General features: G+C 35.4%; 17 protein-coding genes. 6 read left to right on the forward strand and 11 right to left on the reverse strand.

The window, feature by feature from the left end:
* Nucleotides 1-61: 61 nt before the first annotated feature.
* From PFY10_14885 to PFY10_14895, 3 genes are all read right to left on the reverse strand, one after another.
* Nucleotides 62-1,561 carry a GH3 auxin-responsive promoter family protein gene (locus tag PFY10_14885; protein WBV55512.1) on the reverse strand — a complete coding sequence of 500 codons (1,500 nt, stop codon included), beginning with the start codon at nucleotides 1,559-1,561 and terminating at the stop codon, nucleotides 62-64.
* A gap of 127 nt (nucleotides 1,562-1,688) precedes the next feature.
* Nucleotides 1,689-1,970 (reverse strand): hypothetical protein, encoded by a 282-nt coding sequence (locus tag PFY10_14890; protein WBV55513.1) that lies wholly within the window; start codon nucleotides 1,968-1,970, stop codon nucleotides 1,689-1,691.
* Between the two features lie 178 nt (nucleotides 1,971-2,148).
* Nucleotides 2,149-2,544, reverse strand: coding sequence for a hypothetical protein (locus tag PFY10_14895; GenBank protein ID WBV55514.1), 396 nt, complete (start codon nucleotides 2,542-2,544; stop codon nucleotides 2,149-2,151).
* Between the two features lie 263 nt (nucleotides 2,545-2,807).
* On the opposite strand from PFY10_14895, the gene mfd reads away from it, so the two are divergent.
* From mfd to pth, 6 genes are all read left to right on the forward strand, one after another.
* On the forward strand, nucleotides 2,808-6,170 hold the full coding sequence (gene mfd / locus PFY10_14900) for a transcription-repair coupling factor (GenBank protein WBV55515.1): 3,363 nt from the start codon (nucleotides 2,808-2,810) through the stop codon (nucleotides 6,168-6,170).
* Between the two features lie 140 nt (nucleotides 6,171-6,310).
* Entirely contained in the window at nucleotides 6,311-7,120 is an 810-nt protein-coding gene (locus PFY10_14905; protein WBV55516.1) for a hypothetical protein, read from the forward strand.
* Between the two features lie 2 nt (nucleotides 7,121-7,122).
* The gene (locus tag PFY10_14910; GenBank protein WBV55517.1) at nucleotides 7,123-7,938 is read left to right on the forward strand and encodes a hypothetical protein; all 816 of its coding nucleotides are present in this window, start codon (nucleotides 7,123-7,125) and stop codon (nucleotides 7,936-7,938) included.
* 3 nt (nucleotides 7,939-7,941) lie between these two features.
* Entirely contained in the window at nucleotides 7,942-8,685 is a 744-nt protein-coding gene (locus PFY10_14915) for a hypothetical protein (GenBank protein ID WBV55518.1), read from the forward strand.
* A 272-nt stretch (nucleotides 8,686-8,957) separates the two neighbouring features.
* Nucleotides 8,958-9,890 carry a hypothetical protein gene (locus PFY10_14920; protein ID WBV55519.1) on the forward strand — a complete coding sequence of 311 codons (933 nt, stop codon included), beginning with the start codon at nucleotides 8,958-8,960 and terminating at the stop codon, nucleotides 9,888-9,890.
* Nucleotides 9,891-9,975: 85 nt separating this feature from the next.
* Complete coding sequence (gene pth / locus PFY10_14925) at nucleotides 9,976-10,539, forward strand: aminoacyl-tRNA hydrolase (protein WBV55520.1); 564 nt, start codon at nucleotides 9,976-9,978, stop codon at nucleotides 10,537-10,539.
* 44 nt (nucleotides 10,540-10,583) lie between these two features.
* Here the strand turns inward: pth and PFY10_14930 are convergent, their stop codons facing one another.
* The 8 genes from PFY10_14930 to PFY10_14965 all read right to left on the reverse strand — a co-directional run bounded on the left by PFY10_14930 (nucleotide 10,584) and on the right by PFY10_14965 (nucleotide 17,215).
* Nucleotides 10,584-11,006: a hypothetical protein gene (locus PFY10_14930; GenBank protein ID WBV55521.1), complete on the reverse strand. Its 423-nt coding sequence runs from the start codon at nucleotides 11,004-11,006 to the stop codon at nucleotides 10,584-10,586.
* A 161-nt stretch (nucleotides 11,007-11,167) separates the two neighbouring features.
* Complete coding sequence (locus PFY10_14935; protein ID WBV55522.1) at nucleotides 11,168-11,803, reverse strand: carbonic anhydrase; 636 nt, start codon at nucleotides 11,801-11,803, stop codon at nucleotides 11,168-11,170.
* Nucleotides 11,804-11,860: 57 nt separating this feature from the next.
* Nucleotides 11,861-13,453 carry a SulP family inorganic anion transporter gene (locus tag PFY10_14940; protein ID WBV55523.1) on the reverse strand — a complete coding sequence of 531 codons (1,593 nt, stop codon included), beginning with the start codon at nucleotides 13,451-13,453 and terminating at the stop codon, nucleotides 11,861-11,863.
* A gap of 146 nt (nucleotides 13,454-13,599) precedes the next feature.
* Nucleotides 13,600-13,899 carry a hypothetical protein gene (locus PFY10_14945; protein ID WBV55524.1) on the reverse strand — a complete coding sequence of 100 codons (300 nt, stop codon included), beginning with the start codon at nucleotides 13,897-13,899 and terminating at the stop codon, nucleotides 13,600-13,602.
* Between the two features lie 20 nt (nucleotides 13,900-13,919).
* Complete coding sequence (locus PFY10_14950; protein WBV55525.1) at nucleotides 13,920-14,588, reverse strand: carbonic anhydrase; 669 nt, start codon at nucleotides 14,586-14,588, stop codon at nucleotides 13,920-13,922.
* Nucleotides 14,589-14,916: 328 nt separating this feature from the next.
* Nucleotides 14,917-15,474 carry a serine acetyltransferase gene (locus PFY10_14955; protein WBV55526.1) on the reverse strand — a complete coding sequence of 186 codons (558 nt, stop codon included), beginning with the start codon at nucleotides 15,472-15,474 and terminating at the stop codon, nucleotides 14,917-14,919.
* 35 nt (nucleotides 15,475-15,509) lie between these two features.
* Entirely contained in the window at nucleotides 15,510-16,658 is a 1,149-nt protein-coding gene (locus PFY10_14960; GenBank protein ID WBV55527.1) for a glycosyltransferase, read from the reverse strand.
* Nucleotides 16,658-17,215: an acyltransferase gene (locus PFY10_14965; protein WBV55528.1), complete on the reverse strand. Its 558-nt coding sequence runs from the start codon at nucleotides 17,213-17,215 to the stop codon at nucleotides 16,658-16,660. The genes PFY10_14960 and PFY10_14965 overlap by 1 nt, the downstream gene beginning before the upstream one ends.
* Nucleotides 17,216-17,241 lie beyond the last annotated feature (26 nt).

Here is a 17,241-nt window from a genome sequence, read left to right on the forward strand (position 1 = left end):
TTTAGTTTTTCAAATTTATAATTTTTTTTGAATATTTGTTTTTGGAATTGAAAAAATGTAATTATAATTTGTAAATTTCCAATAAATCAGCAATTTTTCTGTCATTTGCCAATCTTGGTATTTTATTTTGTCCTCCCAGTTTGCCCTGAGATTTTGCATATTCCTGAAATGCATTTTTTTTCAGAAGCGTAATGTGCAGCTTTTGCAAGATGTTTCCTGAAATAAGATCATCATAGTAGGTGTTACGTTTGCGTAGCTGATTATCCAGTTCATCCTTGAAAAGTTGAAGGTTTACAGGTTCTTTTTCGAATTCGATCAACCATTCATGATATGGGAGTCCGTCAATGGGAGTTACCTGCGGAGCCAGATGGAACTCTGTAATCTGAGCGGGAAACTTTTCTAAAGTGGCTTTGATGGCTTCCTCTACTTCGTAAGCTATGACATGTTCTCCAAAAGCGGATGTAAAATGTTTTGTTCGCCCACTTACTAAGATCCGGTGAGGATTTTTGCTGATAAATCGCACAACATCCCCGATAGAGTAAGCCCACAGTCCGGAATTGGTTGTTAATATCAAAGCATAATCCTTATTTAGTTCAATATCCTTTAGTGTTAATCTTCGGGCATCCGGTTTCCCGTATTCCTCTAACGGAATGAATTCATAAAAAATACCATGATGGGTAAGAAGGAGTAGTCCTTCTTTGGTATAGCTATCCTGAAACGCAAAAAAGCCTTCTGAAGCAGGAAAGGTTTGGATGATATCAACCGGTCCGCCCAGAAGATCCTCCATTTTATCACGATACGGCTCATAGTTTACTCCTCCGGTAACAATAAGCTGAAGATTTGGAAAAAGTTGTTTGATCTTTTTACCATGCTTTTCAGTAAGCTTTTCAAAATACATGATGAGCCATGGCGGAATTCCCGATATCAGGGTCATATTTTCTTTCTCTGTTTCTTCTACAATTTTATCAACCTTGGTTTCCCAATCTTCAATGATATTCGTTTCCCAGCTTGGGAGACGATTTTTTTGCAGATAGTTAGGAATGTGGTGGGCTACAATGCCTGAGAGACGTCCTGTCTTTATTCCATACACTTCTTCAAGAACAGGGCTTCCCTGCAGGAAAATCATTTTTCCATTGACGAAATCAGCGTTTTTTTTCTGGGAAATATAATGGAATAATGCACTTTGAGCTGCTGCTACCTGAAAGGGCATTCCTTCTTTTGAAATGGGAATGTATTTTGATCCTGAAGTTGTTCCCGAGGTTTTGGCAAAGTATTGGGGAGTTTCCGGCCAAAGGATATTTGCTTGTCCTTTTTTTACCCGTTCGATGTAAGGCTTTAAATCTTCATAATCGGATACAGGTACTTTTTCCTGGAAGTCTTGTACAGACTGAATATTTTCGAATTGATGTTCTCTTCCAAAAAGAGTCTTTTTTGCAGTATCAATCAGTGATAAAAGCAATTTTTCCTGATCCTTTTCTGCATTCTTTTTGAATTCTTCGGCTTTTTGGACATGTTTTTTTGCCCAGGCCAGTGCTATATTTTTCTTTAGGAAGCTTAACATGGTTCAAATTTATAAATAACTAAATAATCTGAGAATACTTTTATGGAATATGAAATAAAAAAAAACCGATGATAGCCTCATCGGTTCTTCGAAATTTGATTATGAAAATAACAACTATATGTTGAGTTTATTTGTTGGCTTTATACCTTTTATCTGGTGTGCCGTCTTTTTTTAAATGTTTGTTTGCTTTGTATCTTTTATCAGGAGTTCCGTCCTTTTTCATTTTCATTCCATTTGACGTAGCAGCAGATTTAGTTTCAGTGGCTTTCAATGCTTTTGGCGCTTCCTGAGCTTTCAAAGTTTTCGGAGCCTGCTGAACAGTTTTAGTCGCAGTTGCCGGAGTTGTTTGTTGAGCAGTTGCAAGACCTAATCCTAAGATTAATGACATTGCGGTTAATAATTTTTTCATAGAATTACATTATTTTGGTTTTGTTGAGTAAAGGTATGCAAAAATCGTACAGATAGATCTAGTATATAGAAACTTAACTAAAGTTTATTACAGATTAAAAAAAGATTAAACGATCGCAGATATTAAAAGAAAAAACCTGTTTCTAAAAAGAAACAGGCCTGTTAAAAAAAAATAATTATTAGCGTGTACAATTGGCTGTCCACGTTTTGCCATCTTTAAGATAAAGGATCTTTAATTCATTATTATCAATCCTTATATAAGAGGTTGCGCTAGAGCCAATCATAACTAAACTATTATCACCTTTTTGCTCAAACTCTATTCCATTAAGAGCAGGAATGTCATTTGAAAATGCAAAATTATACTTTGTACCGCTGGCGATTTTTGTTACAAATACACTACCGTCATTGGTGCTTGTATTTGTTGAACCACCGTCGTTATAAGATACGCTTCCACGGTATGTGCCTGCGAAGAAATCATTGTTTGCAGGATCATCATCCCTGCTACATGATGCTATAGTGACTGCTGCAAAAAATGTCACCATAAAAATGCCCAGAATTTTAATTGCTTTTTTCATAATACTATTTTTAGTGTTGTTATATTCGTATGAATGAAGTTTTCAAACACTGTGCCATGAAGTAAAAAGGTTAGTTTTTTAACTTTTAATTAGAGTTTTTAGTAAAAAGATGCTATTTAGATTATCGTTGGTGGATTATTTTGATTTTTAAATAATTTGCTATTTTATTGTGTTGGAAAAAATATAGCTACCTTTGTTCTAAATTGATGAACGGTTTCGGAGAACTCCCGAAATCGATTTTGTCGTTTATACCGTTATTACTTATGCAGTTAAAACCTATTCATGAAAAATTTCTTCCGGATTTACTACAAAAAGAATTTGGCAAAGAAATTTTCACACAACTGGAAGCGAATCAACACATCTCGGTAAAAGGGAATGCAGGATCTTCCACTTCTGTTTTTGTGGCAGAGCTTTTCCTGACCCAAAAGAAGAATATTCTTTACATTATAGATGATAAGGAAGATGCTCTTTATGCTAATACGGAAATGGAAGACCTGTTGGGTAAAGACAAGGTTCTTTATTTTCCTGCAACTCATCTTGAACCCTATCAGGTTGAAAAAACTCAGAATGCAAATCTTGTTTTAAGAACAGAGGTTTTAAATAAAATAAATTCCGGGAAATCTCCAAAAGTAATTGTAGCATATGCCGGGGCTTTATCAGAGAAAGTTCTGAAAAAAGAAGATTTTAAAGCAATTTCACATCATATCAAAGTAGGAGATCAGCTCGATTTTGATTTTGTGGATGAATTGCTTTCCCATTATCAGTTTCAGCAGGCAGATTTTGTATCCGAGCCAGGAGAGTTTTCAGTAAGAGGAGGAATTGTAGATGTTTTTTCTTACTCTAATGAAAAGCCTTATAGAATCACTTTTTTTGGTAATGAGGTGGAAAGCATCAAAACTTTTGACATCGAAACGCAGCTGTCGGTAGATAAGATAAAAGAATTTCAGCTTGTTTCAAATATGAACTTTTCGGTTTCTGGCAGCCGGGTTTCCTTACTTCAGCTTCTGCCGAAAGAGAGTTTTGTGATTTCGAAAAATGGAGTGGTAGGATTGCAAAAAATAAGATCATTCTATGAGAAGTCGTTGGAAAAGTATGAATCTTTAAGTAAAGATATTGCCCACAGGACCCCTGATGAATTGTTTATTTCCGATCAGGAGTTTTTATTTGATTACAAGAAGTTCAAAACAATTGATTTCAGTAGTGTTGCTATTGAAGGGCTTAACACTTATGAGATTAGTATAGAGCAAACTTCCCAGCCTTCTTTTCATAAAAATTTTGAATTATTAATTCAGGATCTGGAAGAGAAGCAGAATGACGGTTTCGATACCTGGATTTCGTTTTCAACAGAAAAACAAAGAGAACGACTGGAGTCAATTTTTGAAGAACTTGAACATCAAATGATCTTCAAAAGCTTTAAATCTGAACTTCATGAAGGTTTTGTTGATAATAACCATAAAATATCTGTGTATACCGATCATCAGATATTTGACCGTTATCAAAGATATAAGGCTAAAAATACTTTTGCTAAATCTGAGCAGCTTACCCTCAAGGATCTTATGTCTCTTAAAGTCGGGGATTATATTGCCCATATCGATCATGGGATCGGTAAATTTATGGGATTGGTAAAAGTTAATAATGATGGGAAAATTCAGGAATGTTTTAAACTTACCTATAAAAATGGAGATTTACTTTACGTAAGTATTCATTCACTTCATAAAATATCAAAATATAACGGGCCTGATGGCAAAGAAGTTGTTCTGAGTAAATTAGGATCTCCGGCATGGAAGTCTTTAAAGCAAAAAACAAAAGCAAAAGTAAAGCAGATCGCTTTTGATCTTATCAAACTTTATGCACAAAGAAAAACCGCTCAAGGTTTTGCTTATACCCCGGATTCTTATTTACAAAATGAATTGGAAGCCAGTTTTATTTATGAAGATACTCCGGATCAGGAAAAAGCAACGATTGATGTGAAGGCGGATATGGAGGCAAGTACTGTGATGGATCGTCTGGTGTGTGGAGATGTAGGTTTTGGTAAAACAGAAGTTGCAATAAGGGCTGCGTTTAAGGCAGCAACAGATGGCAAACAGGTTGCGGTTTTAGTTCCAACGACAATTCTTGCATTTCAGCATTACAGAAGCTTTAAGGAAAGGCTGAAAGATTTTCCGGTGAATGTTTCATACATCAATAGATTCAGGTCAGCAAAACAAAAATCGGAAGCTTTAGAAGGATTAAAAAATGGTAAAGTAGATATCATCATAGGAACGCATCAGCTTGCCAGCAATAGTGTTAAGTTTAAAGATTTAGGCTTGTTGATTATTGATGAAGAGCATAAGTTTGGAGTATCCGTAAAAGATAAGTTGAAAACGCTTAAAAGCAATGTGGATACACTTACACTGACAGCGACACCTATTCCGAGGACTTTGCAGTTCTCCCTGATGGCTGCAAGAGATTTATCTGTCATCAAAACACCACCGCCTAACAGGCAGCCGGTAGACACTCAGATTATCGGGTTTAATGAAGAGATTCTTCGTGATGCCGTTTCGTATGAATTACAAAGAGACGGACAGGTCTATTTTATCAACAACCGGATTGAAAATTTAAAAGATATTGCCGGACTCATCCAGAGATTGGTTCCGGACGCCAGGGTTATTACCGGTCATGGCCAAATGGAAGGGAAGCAGCTGGAGCGGAATGTCCTTGATTTTATGGAGGGCAAATATGATGTATTGGTCTCAACAACCATTGTGGAAAGTGGGGTAGATGTTCCGAATGCCAATACGATATTTATCAATGATGCTCAAAGGTTTGGTATGGCAGATCTCCACCAGATGAGGGGAAGGGTTGGACGAAGTAACAGGAAAGCTTTCTGTTATCTGATCACTCCTCCTTATGATATGATGACTTCTGATGCGAGAAAGAGATTGGAAGCTATTGAACAGTTTTCAGATCTTGGAAGTGGATTCCAGATTGCCATGAAAGATCTGGAAATCCGTGGCGCAGGAGATTTGTTAGGTGCTGAGCAAAGTGGATTTATTAATGAAATGGGATTTGAAACATACCAGAAGCTGATGCAGGAAGCTTTGGAGGAGTTAAAAGATGATGAAGATTTTGAAAACCTGTTTGACAATGAAGAGGACAGGCAGAAACTTTTTAAATCTGTAAAGGAAGTGAATATAGATACCGACCTGGAGCTCATGCTTCCTGATTTCTATATCTCTAATACAGAAGAGAGGTTATTGCTGTATCAGAAGATTGCAGAAATTGATAATGAAAAAGATCTTCAGAAATTTGAATCCGAATTGATAGACCGTTTTGGGCCTTTACCGGAGGAAGCTGTTAATCTTTTAAAAAGTGTGTCTTTAAAATGGCTCGCTGCAGACATTGGATTTGAAAAAATAGTTATGAAGAATGGTGTGTTTTTAGGGTATTTTCCAGGTAATCCTCAAGATAAGTTTTATCAGACAGAAAAATTCAGAAACATTATCAATTACCTTACTCAAAATCCTTCGGAGGCTCAATTAAAAGAAAAAATAGGAAAAGAAGGGAATAATTTAATGATGAGAAAAGATAAGGTGAAAAATGTAGATGAAGTAAATATTTTGTTGAGGTCTATATTGCAGCTATAGCCCTGTTTTAAAGATAATTCTACTTTTCGTTACGAAGAATTCTATTAATACATAGGCATATTTCTATGGTATAAATAATTAAACTATAGGGTTTTATATTAAAATTGTGTACCTTTGTGCCGCTTATTATGAAAAAAACTATGTATTACTGCATAGCAGGGCTTTGCTCTGTCTATGCTCACGCGCAGGTGGGAATTGACACTAATTCACCAAATTCGACTCTCGATGTAAACGGGAAAACCACCTTAAGAAAAGAATTAAGAGTGGGAGGTACTCCTACTCAAGTTGGAAATGCCGGACTAAACGGACAAGTTTTAGTTTCGCAGGGAGAAAATCTACCTCCTGTATGGAAATCAATCAACGTATCTTTTATGGAAGAAGGACAGTACAAATTAATTAACTCGTACTTGTCTCTGGATCAAAAAGGAATTACCAGTCTATCTAATGGTGTGGCAGGTGATATGATCTATACCAATGTTGTTGGGGATAATATAACCGATACCAGCAAGGGTAAATGGGTAAAGATTGAAGGCCTTGAAAATAATTTTACAGTTAAAAATCCTAAAAACAGGATTACTTATCAATTCCAGACAGGGATTGAATTGAAAGCTCCCGTGGCTACTACTTCCCAGAATATAAGCTTTACATGCGGAGTATTCAGAGGAGGTAAGCTTGTTGCTGTTCGTCCTGATAAGGTCTCTTCTACAAATAATACAGACAAAGGAGGATTTCAGGATTATATTTTTACACTGAATTACACTGAGCAAAACGTTCCCCTTGGTGCTCAGAAAATTGAAGTGGCTTGTAGAAAAATTGAGTCTTCTGATGTGAACAGCCAATTTTCGATTGGACGTAACATTTCGAATTCCAATACAGTTTCTAATGCCTTTACTTTAGAATCGGATCTAAAGATTGATATTATTGAATACGTAACCTACAAAGCCAACTAATTATGAAAAATATATTATCGCTTCTATTCTTATCAATCGGACTTTCTGTTTCTGCGCAGATAGGAATAAAAACAGTAACTCCAAGAGCAAAACTTGATGTAAACGGAGATATTAACCTTCGTAATAAACTGGTTGTTTTAAATACAACAGACAATAGCCTCGTTCAGGGGACAAATGGCCAGATATTGGTTTCACAGGGAGAAAATTATCCTCCGATTTGGAAAACACTTAGAATTCCTGAATATGAACCTAATCAGTTTTACCTGATCTTTAATAACTCTTTTTCAGATAGAACAGGTGTTACTTTTACTGGAACTGAGGAATCTTCTACAAGATCTACACGATCTACGAGCTTTGTAAAAGGGAGCGACTTCAGCACTTTTAATAACTTTAAAAAGATCAATGCTTTATCTCAGCCGTTCCAGGTATACAGTACGGATAGTAAAACGTATTTTCAGTTTGAAACTGTAATTCATACGAATTTCCCTGCTAATGGTGCTACAGATACTTCGATTGATTATGCTTGCGGAATCTTTGTAGATAATAAATTGGTGAACCTAAGACAAGGTAATATTAAAGCAAGTACTGCAAGTAATACCTTTTTAACTCACAATCAAATCGGAATTGCTTCGAATCTTACAAAAGGAACTCATACTGTAAGTGTGGCTTGTTCAAGATTGCAGTCATATAATACGAATAATGCTACTTTGGGAATAGGAATCAATGTGGCAACCAATATCGATAGCTTTATTGCCCAGTCTTCTCTTAAAGTGGACGTTTACGAAATCCCTCAAGTCTTTAACACCATTTTAAATTAAATCATGAAAAAAATATTTTTAATAACATTATTATTAGGTGTTGGTTTGTCTAAAGCTCAAGTGGGAATCAATACTAACACACCTGTAAACACATTAGATATTAATGGAGATGTCAATGTAAATAAAGAATTGAGAACAGGAGGGACTAATACCGTAAAAGGGAACGCAGGAAATGCCGGAGAGATTTTTCATAACAATTCCGATTTGGTTAGTAACGATTGGAAAAGTATAAAGATTGCAGATGGACAGGGAAGTATGGCTTTGTTTTCCATCAATACGGTTTCTGATAAAGTAGGTGCTACTTTTTCAGGGGCAAACGGTTCTACATCACCTTATGCAGAAAATGCGGCACTGGATGCTACTTGGACTGTTCTGACAGGAGCTGTTGATACTTTTTCTATTACTAATGCAACGAATAAAGTAGTGTTTACTTTTCAGACAACGACACAAAAAACGGCTAATGCAAATTCTTCAATAAGTTATGCTTGCGGAATTTTTGTGAACAATACGCTTAAGGCTGTGAGAACAGACGTTTTGGTTGGAGGTGATGGTACAAATAAGATTTTCAATCTTAATGCTACACTTACTAACCTTACTCCTCAGAATAACTATAGCGTTAAAGCAGCATGTACTAAAAGAAACCTGAACTCCGGAACTTTAGGAACAGGAAAAGCTGTAAATACAACTTATTTAAATGATGATATGGCACAATCAGTACTTACTACTCAGGTACTGCAACCTTACTAATCATTAATTTTATCGATAAAAAAACAAAAAAACTAAAAGCGGGTCTTTTAGTTTTTTTGTTTTATAGCACAACTTACTTATAAGTAAATAGCTCATCTAAAGATATAGTCTACAGTGAAATATGTTTTTTTACCCAACTTTTCTCTTCAGAATATCTAAAGTACAAGAAAACCTGCTTATTTGATTGTTAGTTTTCTTATAATATAAATAAATATATGCTTTTTGTTTAAAAAAAAATTATATTTGTGAAAAAATAAATAATCCCCTTGGAAATGAAACAACTTTTCTATTTTATTTTACTGTTTGCTGGTTTTTCTTCCATTCATTCGTGTAAAGATCTTATTGATGAAGACGGAAATCCACTTGTTGATTTACATAACAATACCGGACTGACAGGGCCGAGAGCTTTGTATAGAGAAATTACGGATGCTGATACCATTGCAGAGTATCATTACAGTGGGCTGCTTTTATCCCGTGTGCTTACAGATAGTGCTTCTATTACAGATATTATGTATAGCGGAGATAAGGTAAGCAAGATTGATTTCAGAGGTTTTCTTGATTTAGATAATAATGGAAAATTAGATAAGGATAGTGTTTCGTATTCTCAGATTTTCACTTATGGTGTATCGGGAAAAATAGACAAGGTATCTGAAAGCCGTTCAGTGTTCAGGAGAACACCTCCGGTTATTCCGGGAGATCCTCCAGGTCCTCAAACTCTTTTCAGAAAAACCAAGACTCTTTATAATTTGAAATATGCAGCTTCAACAAGCAAGCTTGACAGTATTATCATGAGATCAGGAGAGGATGTTTCAGGAGTTCCGTTTGTTTACAAAAACTATTCAAGAACTGGGTATACTTATTTAGGGGATAATGTAAGTAAAGTAGTAAGACATTATGGCCCGATGAGTAATGACGTATTTGGCGCACCAACAGGTAAACTGGGTTATGATTATGCGAACTTTGACACTCAGATAAGTGCATATACATTGCTTCCTTTTGCTTATAAAATATCTGTGATCCTTTCTACAGAAATGAATGATAAGAGAAGTCTGATCCTATCTCCAAACAGTCCTAAGAGAATGGCGATAACGGATCTTACGACACCAATTCCTGTTCCGGCAGTGTTCAGTACAGATTATCATTACGATCCACAGACTTACGTAACAAAAGGGTATGGAATAAATTATATCTACAAGCCTTTATAAAATTTTTTTAACAATAGATCAACTCAATTCTTTAACGGATTGAGTTTTTTTATTTTTTATCCCTTAATTTTGCAAAAAATTTCAAATGAAATATTTAATAGTCGGACTTGGTAACAAGGGTGCGGAATATGAAAATACACGTCATAATATAGGATTCAAGGTTGCAGAAAAAATAGCAGAAAGTCTTGAAGCTTCATTTAATACAACCAATTTCGGATGGATGGCAGAAGGGAAATATAAGGGCAGGAAAGTCTTTATTTTAAAACCGGACACTTATATGAATCTTTCTGGTAATGCTGTAAAATACTGGATGCAGAAAGAAAATATCCCTCTGGAAAATATATTAATTATTACGGATGATCTGGTACTTCCTTTCGGGACATTAAGAATGAAAATGAAAGGATCTGATGCGGGACACAACGGTTTAAAAAATATTAATGAAGTTCTGAAGACACAGAATTACGCACGGCTTCGCTTTGGAATTTCTGCGGACTTTACTGAAGGGAGACAGGTAGATTATGTTTTGGGTACGTGGAATGAAGAGGAAAGAGAAAAATTGCCAGAAAGAATTGAACAATTTTCAAAGGCCTGCCTTTCATTTGTTTTTGCGGGCATTAATAATACAATGTCAGCTTTCAACGGGAAATAAATCAGATTTTACATAAAACAATAAACCTCCGTCAGGAGGTTTTATTATTTAGCAACAACAATATCCTTTACAATTTTCTTTTCAAAAAAATTCCTTTCACTGGTTGTAAAACGGTAATTATGCTCCTGTTCAAAAAACTCTATTGGAGTTGTGGGAGAGTTATCGGGTTTCCATTTAATAATAATTGTGGGTTCCTGAGCGGAGTTGATATCGCTTTCTGAAAACCTGAATGTTGTATTTAACAAAGGACTACCGGGATTTTCATTAATATCTGATTTTGCTTTTTTAGGTTGTAACTGGGAAAGGTCTTTTAGTAGTAGTGAAAAAGGTTTACCAATGTATTTTTCTTTGTTTGTTTCAAATTTTTTAAGATAAGCGAGGGTATCTGTAACTTGCTTTTGTGCTTTTAAAGATCCACTCAATATTACTAAAATTCCAATCAGAATGAAGTTTTCCTGTAGTTTCATAAGTTTGTCTGCAACATTAATTTTTACGCATCAAATGTAAGGAAAAATTGAGCCTTGAAAATTCTTACGCTTAAAATAAAAGAACCACCGGGGTGCGATGGTTCTTTATTGTGAATTTAAAAATTAATTAATCTAAACTATTACATAGTAATATCTGAATACTATAACCAGGTTACAGCACCTGTTTCAACATCGTAGTTCGCTCCAACGATTTTGATTTTACCTTCATTTTCAAGGTTTCTAAGCGTTGAACTTTGTTTACGGATGTCTTCGATAGCATTTTTTACATTCTGATGATTCAGTCTTTCTAATAATGAACTGTTTTTTGATGAACGTTCTTCATTCTCTTCAATCACTTCATTGATGATCGGATCAAAATGGTTAATCAGGTGGTTCAGGTTATCCATTCCCATTCCTTCGATTTGTGCGGCATCAAGTCCTCCTTTTAAGGCACCACATTTGGTATGCCCTAAAACAACGATAAGTTTGGAACCTGCAACATTACAACCGAACTCCATTGATCCCAGAATATCCTGATTTACAAAGTTACCGGCAATTCTGATGCTGAAAACATCACCCAATCCCTGGTCAAAGATTAGCTCTGCTGAGGTACGGCTGTCTATACAGCTTAAAACAACTGCAAAAGGCCACTGTCCTTCACGGGTAGCATTTACCTGTTCCAAAAGGTCTCTGTTAGCCTTTAAGTTGTTTACAAATCTTTGGTTTCCTTCTTTTAAAAACTCTAAAGCTTTCTCGGGAGTAATCGTTGATTGGGTTTCGTACGTATGTGCTTTCATATAATTTAATGGTTTTTTCAAATTTTAAAGTTAAAAAATAATTGTTGATAAATGAGCTTACATAGCTCTTCTGTGTGTAACCAGTATGTGTGAATCTTCATTTTTTTCGTAATCTCTGTACGAGGTTTTGAAGCCCAGAAGCTCTACCGTTATATCCTCTTCTTTTGCGCGGATGTTGGCAAAATCCTGGATCATTTCTAAAACGTCTGTCGCTATATATGAAGTATCCCTGGCATCGATGGTTACTGCAGAATTAGGTTTTATATTTTTAAGTGTTTTTTTGATGGCTGCTTTGTTTAAAAAAGAAACTTCTTCAGCCAGTTTGATATTGATTTCGTCTGCATCATCCAGATTCTCCCTGCTAAGGTAATACGCTCTTTTCATATTTCCCTGAAGGATGTAGAAAATGGAAATGGCAAGACCTATTCCAACCCCTTTTAACAAGTCTGTTGCCACAACAGCTATAACTGTTGCTAAAAAAGGGATAAACTGAAATTTTCCCAAATGCCAGAAATGTTTGAATGTAGCCGGTTTTGCTAATTTATAACCTACTAAAATTAATACGGCGGCTAATGTTGCCAATGGTATTAAATTGAGTAGAAATGGTATGGTCAGTACGCATACCAGAAGCAGAACACCGTGAATCATTGCTGAGAGTTTTGATGTTGCCCCTGCATTAGCATTTGCCGAGCTTCTTACAACAACGGAGGTCATAGGTAATCCGCCGATAAATGAGCTGACAAGGTTTCCGATTCCCTGTGCTTTAAGTTCTAAATTGGTATCTGTTATTCTTCTCTGTCTGTCCAGCCTGTCAGATGCTTCAATACAAAGCAAGGTCTCAATGGAGGCAACAATAGCGATCGTTGCACCCGCGATCCATACTTTGGGATTTGTAAATCCGGTAAAATCCGGTAATAAGATTAAATTTTTAAAATCATCAATGGATTTTGGAACAGGTAATGAAACCAAGTGTTCTGTTTTTATGGCCAGTGGGCTTCCAGTCATTTTAAAAGTTTCATTTAATAGGATTCCTGTAACTACGGCAACCAATGCTCCAGGAAGCATCTTCATTCTCCTAAGTGCGGGAACTTTATCCCAAAGCAGAAGAATGCTCACTGATACTACTGTTACAAGAACGGCTCCCGGATGTATGGCTCCGAAAAGTTCGGTAAAGTAATTAAAGTTTAAGCCATTGTCGAAAATAGATTCATGTCCTTCGTAGTCTTTATCGAATCCTAATGCATGAGGAATCTGCTTTAGGATAATAATAATTCCTATTGCCGCAAGCATTCCCTCAATTACATTATTAGGGAAGTAGTTGGAAATACTTCCAGCTCTTGCAAACCCTAAAATCAATTGAATAAATCCTGCAATAATTCCTGCACAAAGAAACAATTCAAAGGCGCCAAGATCTGTAATGGCTGTTAAAACAATTGCTGTTAAACCAGCTGCAGGGCCGGAAACAGAAATGTTTGAATTACTTATTGTTCCTACGACCAGGCCACCTACGATACCGGCGATAATTCCGGATAAAGGAGGTGCACCTGATGCTAAAGCAATTCCTAAACAAAGAGGAAGTGCTACTAAGAATACCACGAGTCCTGAAGGGAAATTTTCCTTGATTCCTCCTATTAATGATGTCTTTTTCATGATGTGAAGCTGTGAGATATAACCAGCATATTTGTCTTTAAATAAGCTAGTTATAAAGATTGAAAATTTAATTTTTAAAGCACGTATGTATTCATTATCAAAAAAGTTGATAAGGAATAGGTATCAAAAAACTCTAACTATAAAAATTAAGCTTCGGGAGGCGGAGAAAATATGGTTAATAAGGGAGACAGGTGAAAATCATCATCCACCAATACAAAAGATCTGTCTTTTACGTCCGGTTCAAAGAACTTGAGATAATCAAATACATCTAATGTTTTAGGAAGTGTTTTTTCGTACACTGTAAAAGAAGTAGGATGGGAGTGTGGTTCTTCTTCATTGACTATTATATTGGTTCTCAGTAAATCCCAGCCCGCTACTGCAGCAATGCTCGGCAAGGCTGTAAAGTTTAGGAAAACCGTCAATACAATAATACTCCAGAATTTCATTTCATTCTTTTTTGGAAAAACTATTTTGTTTTTCTATTCATGACCCAGTCTGATTCGGTTAGATTATATATTTTCTGGATGTCTTTCAAAACCTTTTCAAAGTCAATCTCCAGATCTATAATTTTTCCGGTTCGAAGGTCGAAAACCCAGCCATGAACTATAGGATACTCTTCTAATATGTATCTCTCCTGAACACAAGCCATTTTGATTACGTTGATACATTGCTCCTGAACATTAAGTTCTACAAGCCTGTCATAACGTTTTCCTTCATCCTGAATTGAATCCAGTTCAGTCTGGTGTAATCTGTAAACATCGCGAATATTTCTAAGCCATGGATTTAATAATCCTAAATCCTGAGGAGTCATCGCTGCTTTTACTCCACCACAGTTATAATGCCCGCAAACAATAATGTGTTTTACTTTTAAGTGTTCTACTGCATATTGAATAACCGCTGTAGAACTCATATCCAAAGTATTTACAACATTGGCAATGTTTCTGTGGACAAAAACTTCTCCAGGTTTAGCTCCCATTAATTCTTCAGCTGTCGCCCTACTGTCCGAGCATCCTATATATAGGTAGTCCGGATGTTGGGTTTTGGCTAATTCTTCAAAGAAAGCCGGATCCTGTGAAATTTTGGATTCGACCCATTTTTTGTTGTTTTCAAAAATAACTTCGTACGATTGGGACATAAAATAAATTTTTAAGGTTTATAATTATTCATTTCGTTTAAATTATTTTCAAATCCAATAGATCAAATCAATAATTATGCAAAAATATAATTTTTGATGAAAAGTTGATCTCTTTTAACAAAGTTTAATATTAAAATATGCTTAAAATCATACATCTGCTTTAAAACCAAGCATTATATCTTATTTTTAATACCAATTATTGACTTTTTCAAAATTTAAACGGAACAAAAATCTAAATAAAAATACGAACAATTAGACAGAATGTGTGGATTTAAGAATTAAAATATTCTTAAATGCTTAAAACATGCTTTTCAGCAAGGCGGAAATTTTATACTTTGTTATTGATATATCCTTCCGTAGCATCTTCTTTGGGATATATTTTTCCAGGATTACCAACAACTACAGAATTGGAAGGAATATCAAAGTTAACATAGGAGTTGGGTGCAATTAGTACATTGTCTCCAATAGTAATTCCACCTACGATTACAGCGTTAGCGCCTATCCATACTTCATTTCCAATAGTCGGAATTCCAGTGTTTTTCCCCCGGTTTTGCTGGCCAATGGTTACACCTTGAGCAATGTTACAATTAATTCCGATCTTAGTTTTAGGATTAATGACCAAACTTCCCCAATGTCCTAAGTAGAACCCTTCTCCAATTTGGGTTTCCGGATAGATCTGAAACCCATACTTTATCTGGTGGTGCCTTAATACAAATCTCCAGAATGCTCCGGCAAGGGATTTCTTTTTGTAGGATTGGGCTTTTCTAAGTATATAAATAAAATGGAGGTTGGGGTTTACACATTTAGCCCACATCTCAAATTTAGAAAGCCATTTTCCATTTTCGCGGTAGAAGTCTTTTTGGATAGTAGTATATTGATCTGGCATATAAATTATATGTAGGGTTAGAAAGATAAATTTATTTATAACTCATCTAAAATACGGGTTATTTTCTGTACGGAATTTTTAAGGTTAAAAGGCATAAGGTAATTATTCAAAGCCTCTTTATATTGTAGAAAAGTATCTGGATGTAATAAAGCCTGCTTCATTCCGGAGTAGATGCCTTCTTCGGAATTGTCTACGATCATACCAAGTTCTCCGTTGTTCAACATTTCCTTTACCCCGGAAACATCTGTAGCAATAATTTTCTTTTTTAAAGTTATGGCCTCAAATAAAACCGTTGGAAAACCTTCATATCTTGAACTTAAAATATAAAAGTCGGCACTTTTGAAGTAGGGATAAGGGTTGTCCGTAAATCCTAGCATGGTAGCCGTTTCATCTATTCCAAGTTCCGATTTCAATTTTTTGATGTTTTCAAAATCATATCCGTCTCCGATAATTAAAACCCTATGTTTTAAGCCTTCATCAATAAGTTTTTGGTGAACTTTTAAAAGTCTGTCAAATCCTTTTTGTGGAAATACGGTTCCCACGGAAACAAAAGTGGGTACAGACGAATCAAAGCTGTAATCATCAATTGATTTTTCTGCTTTTTGTAGAATTTCCTCTGTGTCAAGAGGGTTGTAGATCTTAATAATTTTGTGTTTCTCCGATTCATTTTTTGCTGCCTTATAAAATAGCTGTTCAATCTTTTCAGAAATAACCAGTATTTTATCAAATCCGAAAAATTTACGGATTTCATCATGGGTATATCCTTTGACTTGTGATAAATCATTATGGATCCAGACGATTTTTTTAGATGATTGAAGAGGAGAATTTAGAATTTCATCCCGCATTCCGTGGATAGCGGCAAACTCAATGTCGTATTTTTTATTTTTTAATTTGCCATTGTAAAGAAGAGACGGAAATCGGTTTAGTGATTTCTGATAAATAACACGGATTGCTTTTTTAGGAATATCCTGTATGCGGTTTGTAGTGATCATTTCACCTTTATTAAGGTAAATGACATTGATCCAATCCGGGACTTCCGGTAAATATTTTCCAGAGTATAAGTTTAAGAGTAAATCAACTTCATAGCGATCAGAAGGTAAATTTTTTAGAAAAGTTACAAGTACTTTTTCTGCGCCGCCGTGACGTAGGGAACCAATTCTGATAAGGATCTTTTTCTTAGGCACTATTTCGAAGTTTTGAACTTTTGAGGTAAATTCAATTTCAGCCACTGGTTAAGCTCTTTTCTATTCTTTTCAAGATGGATAGGATAGTCAATCGTGGTTTTTTTTAGAATATCAGCATAATCTTCTATTTCGCAAACATATTTGGCGGGATTTCCTGCGTAGACAGTATGTTCAGGCATTGATTCGGACAAAACTGAATTAGCTCCGAGAACACAATTATCTCCTATCTCAACATTTTGTAATATTACCGAATTGCTACCGATGGCACAGTTTTTCCCAACTTTTATCCATCCGAAATTTCTTACCTCTTCATAGCCTTCCAGCTTCCTGATATTGGCAGTAGCTCCTGAATGGGTTACAAACGTTACCCCAGAGGCAATTCTTGTATCATCTCCAATTTCCACGAGAAATGGTTCGGAGCCAAAGGAAACATTATTTCGTACCACTACATTCTTTCCTAGTTTTAGCCCGCTGTTTTTGCATATTTTAAGGTAAACGGAATGTTGGAAATCCTGAGTAAGGGTAGATATTTTATTAATAATCTTATATATCATCATAGTAAAACAAAGTTAGAAATTATTTT

The sequence above is a fragment of the Chryseobacterium daecheongense genome, assembly GCA_027920525.1.
Classification (GTDB): Bacteria; Bacteroidota; Bacteroidia; order Flavobacteriales; family Weeksellaceae; genus Chryseobacterium; species Chryseobacterium proteolyticum.

Coding starts and splice junctions, on each gene's coding strand:
- PFY10_14885 (WBV55512.1), bottom strand. CDS start 1,561: ATGTTAAGCTTCCTAAAGAAAAATATAGCACTGGCCTGGGCAAAAAAA.
- PFY10_14890 (WBV55513.1), bottom strand. CDS start 1,970: ATGAAAAAATTATTAACCGCAATGTCATTAATCTTAGGATTAGGTCTT.
- PFY10_14895 (WBV55514.1), bottom strand. CDS start 2,544: ATGAAAAAAGCAATTAAAATTCTGGGCATTTTTATGGTGACATTTTTT.
- mfd (WBV55515.1), top strand. CDS start 2,808: ATGCAGTTAAAACCTATTCATGAAAAATTTCTTCCGGATTTACTACAA.
- PFY10_14905 (WBV55516.1), top strand. CDS start 6,311: ATGTATTACTGCATAGCAGGGCTTTGCTCTGTCTATGCTCACGCGCAG.
- PFY10_14910 (WBV55517.1), top strand. CDS start 7,123: ATGAAAAATATATTATCGCTTCTATTCTTATCAATCGGACTTTCTGTT.
- PFY10_14915 (WBV55518.1), top strand. CDS start 7,942: ATGAAAAAAATATTTTTAATAACATTATTATTAGGTGTTGGTTTGTCT.
- PFY10_14920 (WBV55519.1), top strand. CDS start 8,958: ATGAAACAACTTTTCTATTTTATTTTACTGTTTGCTGGTTTTTCTTCC.
- pth (WBV55520.1), top strand. CDS start 9,976: ATGAAATATTTAATAGTCGGACTTGGTAACAAGGGTGCGGAATATGAA.
- PFY10_14930 (WBV55521.1), bottom strand. CDS start 11,006: ATGAAACTACAGGAAAACTTCATTCTGATTGGAATTTTAGTAATATTG.
- PFY10_14935 (WBV55522.1), bottom strand. CDS start 11,803: ATGAAAGCACATACGTACGAAACCCAATCAACGATTACTCCCGAGAAA.
- PFY10_14940 (WBV55523.1), bottom strand. CDS start 13,453: ATGAAAAAGACATCATTAATAGGAGGAATCAAGGAAAATTTCCCTTCA.
- PFY10_14945 (WBV55524.1), bottom strand. CDS start 13,899: ATGAAATTCTGGAGTATTATTGTATTGACGGTTTTCCTAAACTTTACA.
- PFY10_14950 (WBV55525.1), bottom strand. CDS start 14,588: ATGTCCCAATCGTACGAAGTTATTTTTGAAAACAACAAAAAATGGGTC.
- PFY10_14955 (WBV55526.1), bottom strand. CDS start 15,474: ATGCCAGATCAATATACTACTATCCAAAAAGACTTCTACCGCGAAAAT.
- PFY10_14965 (WBV55528.1), bottom strand. CDS start 17,215: ATGATGATATATAAGATTATTAATAAAATATCTACCCTTACTCAGGAT.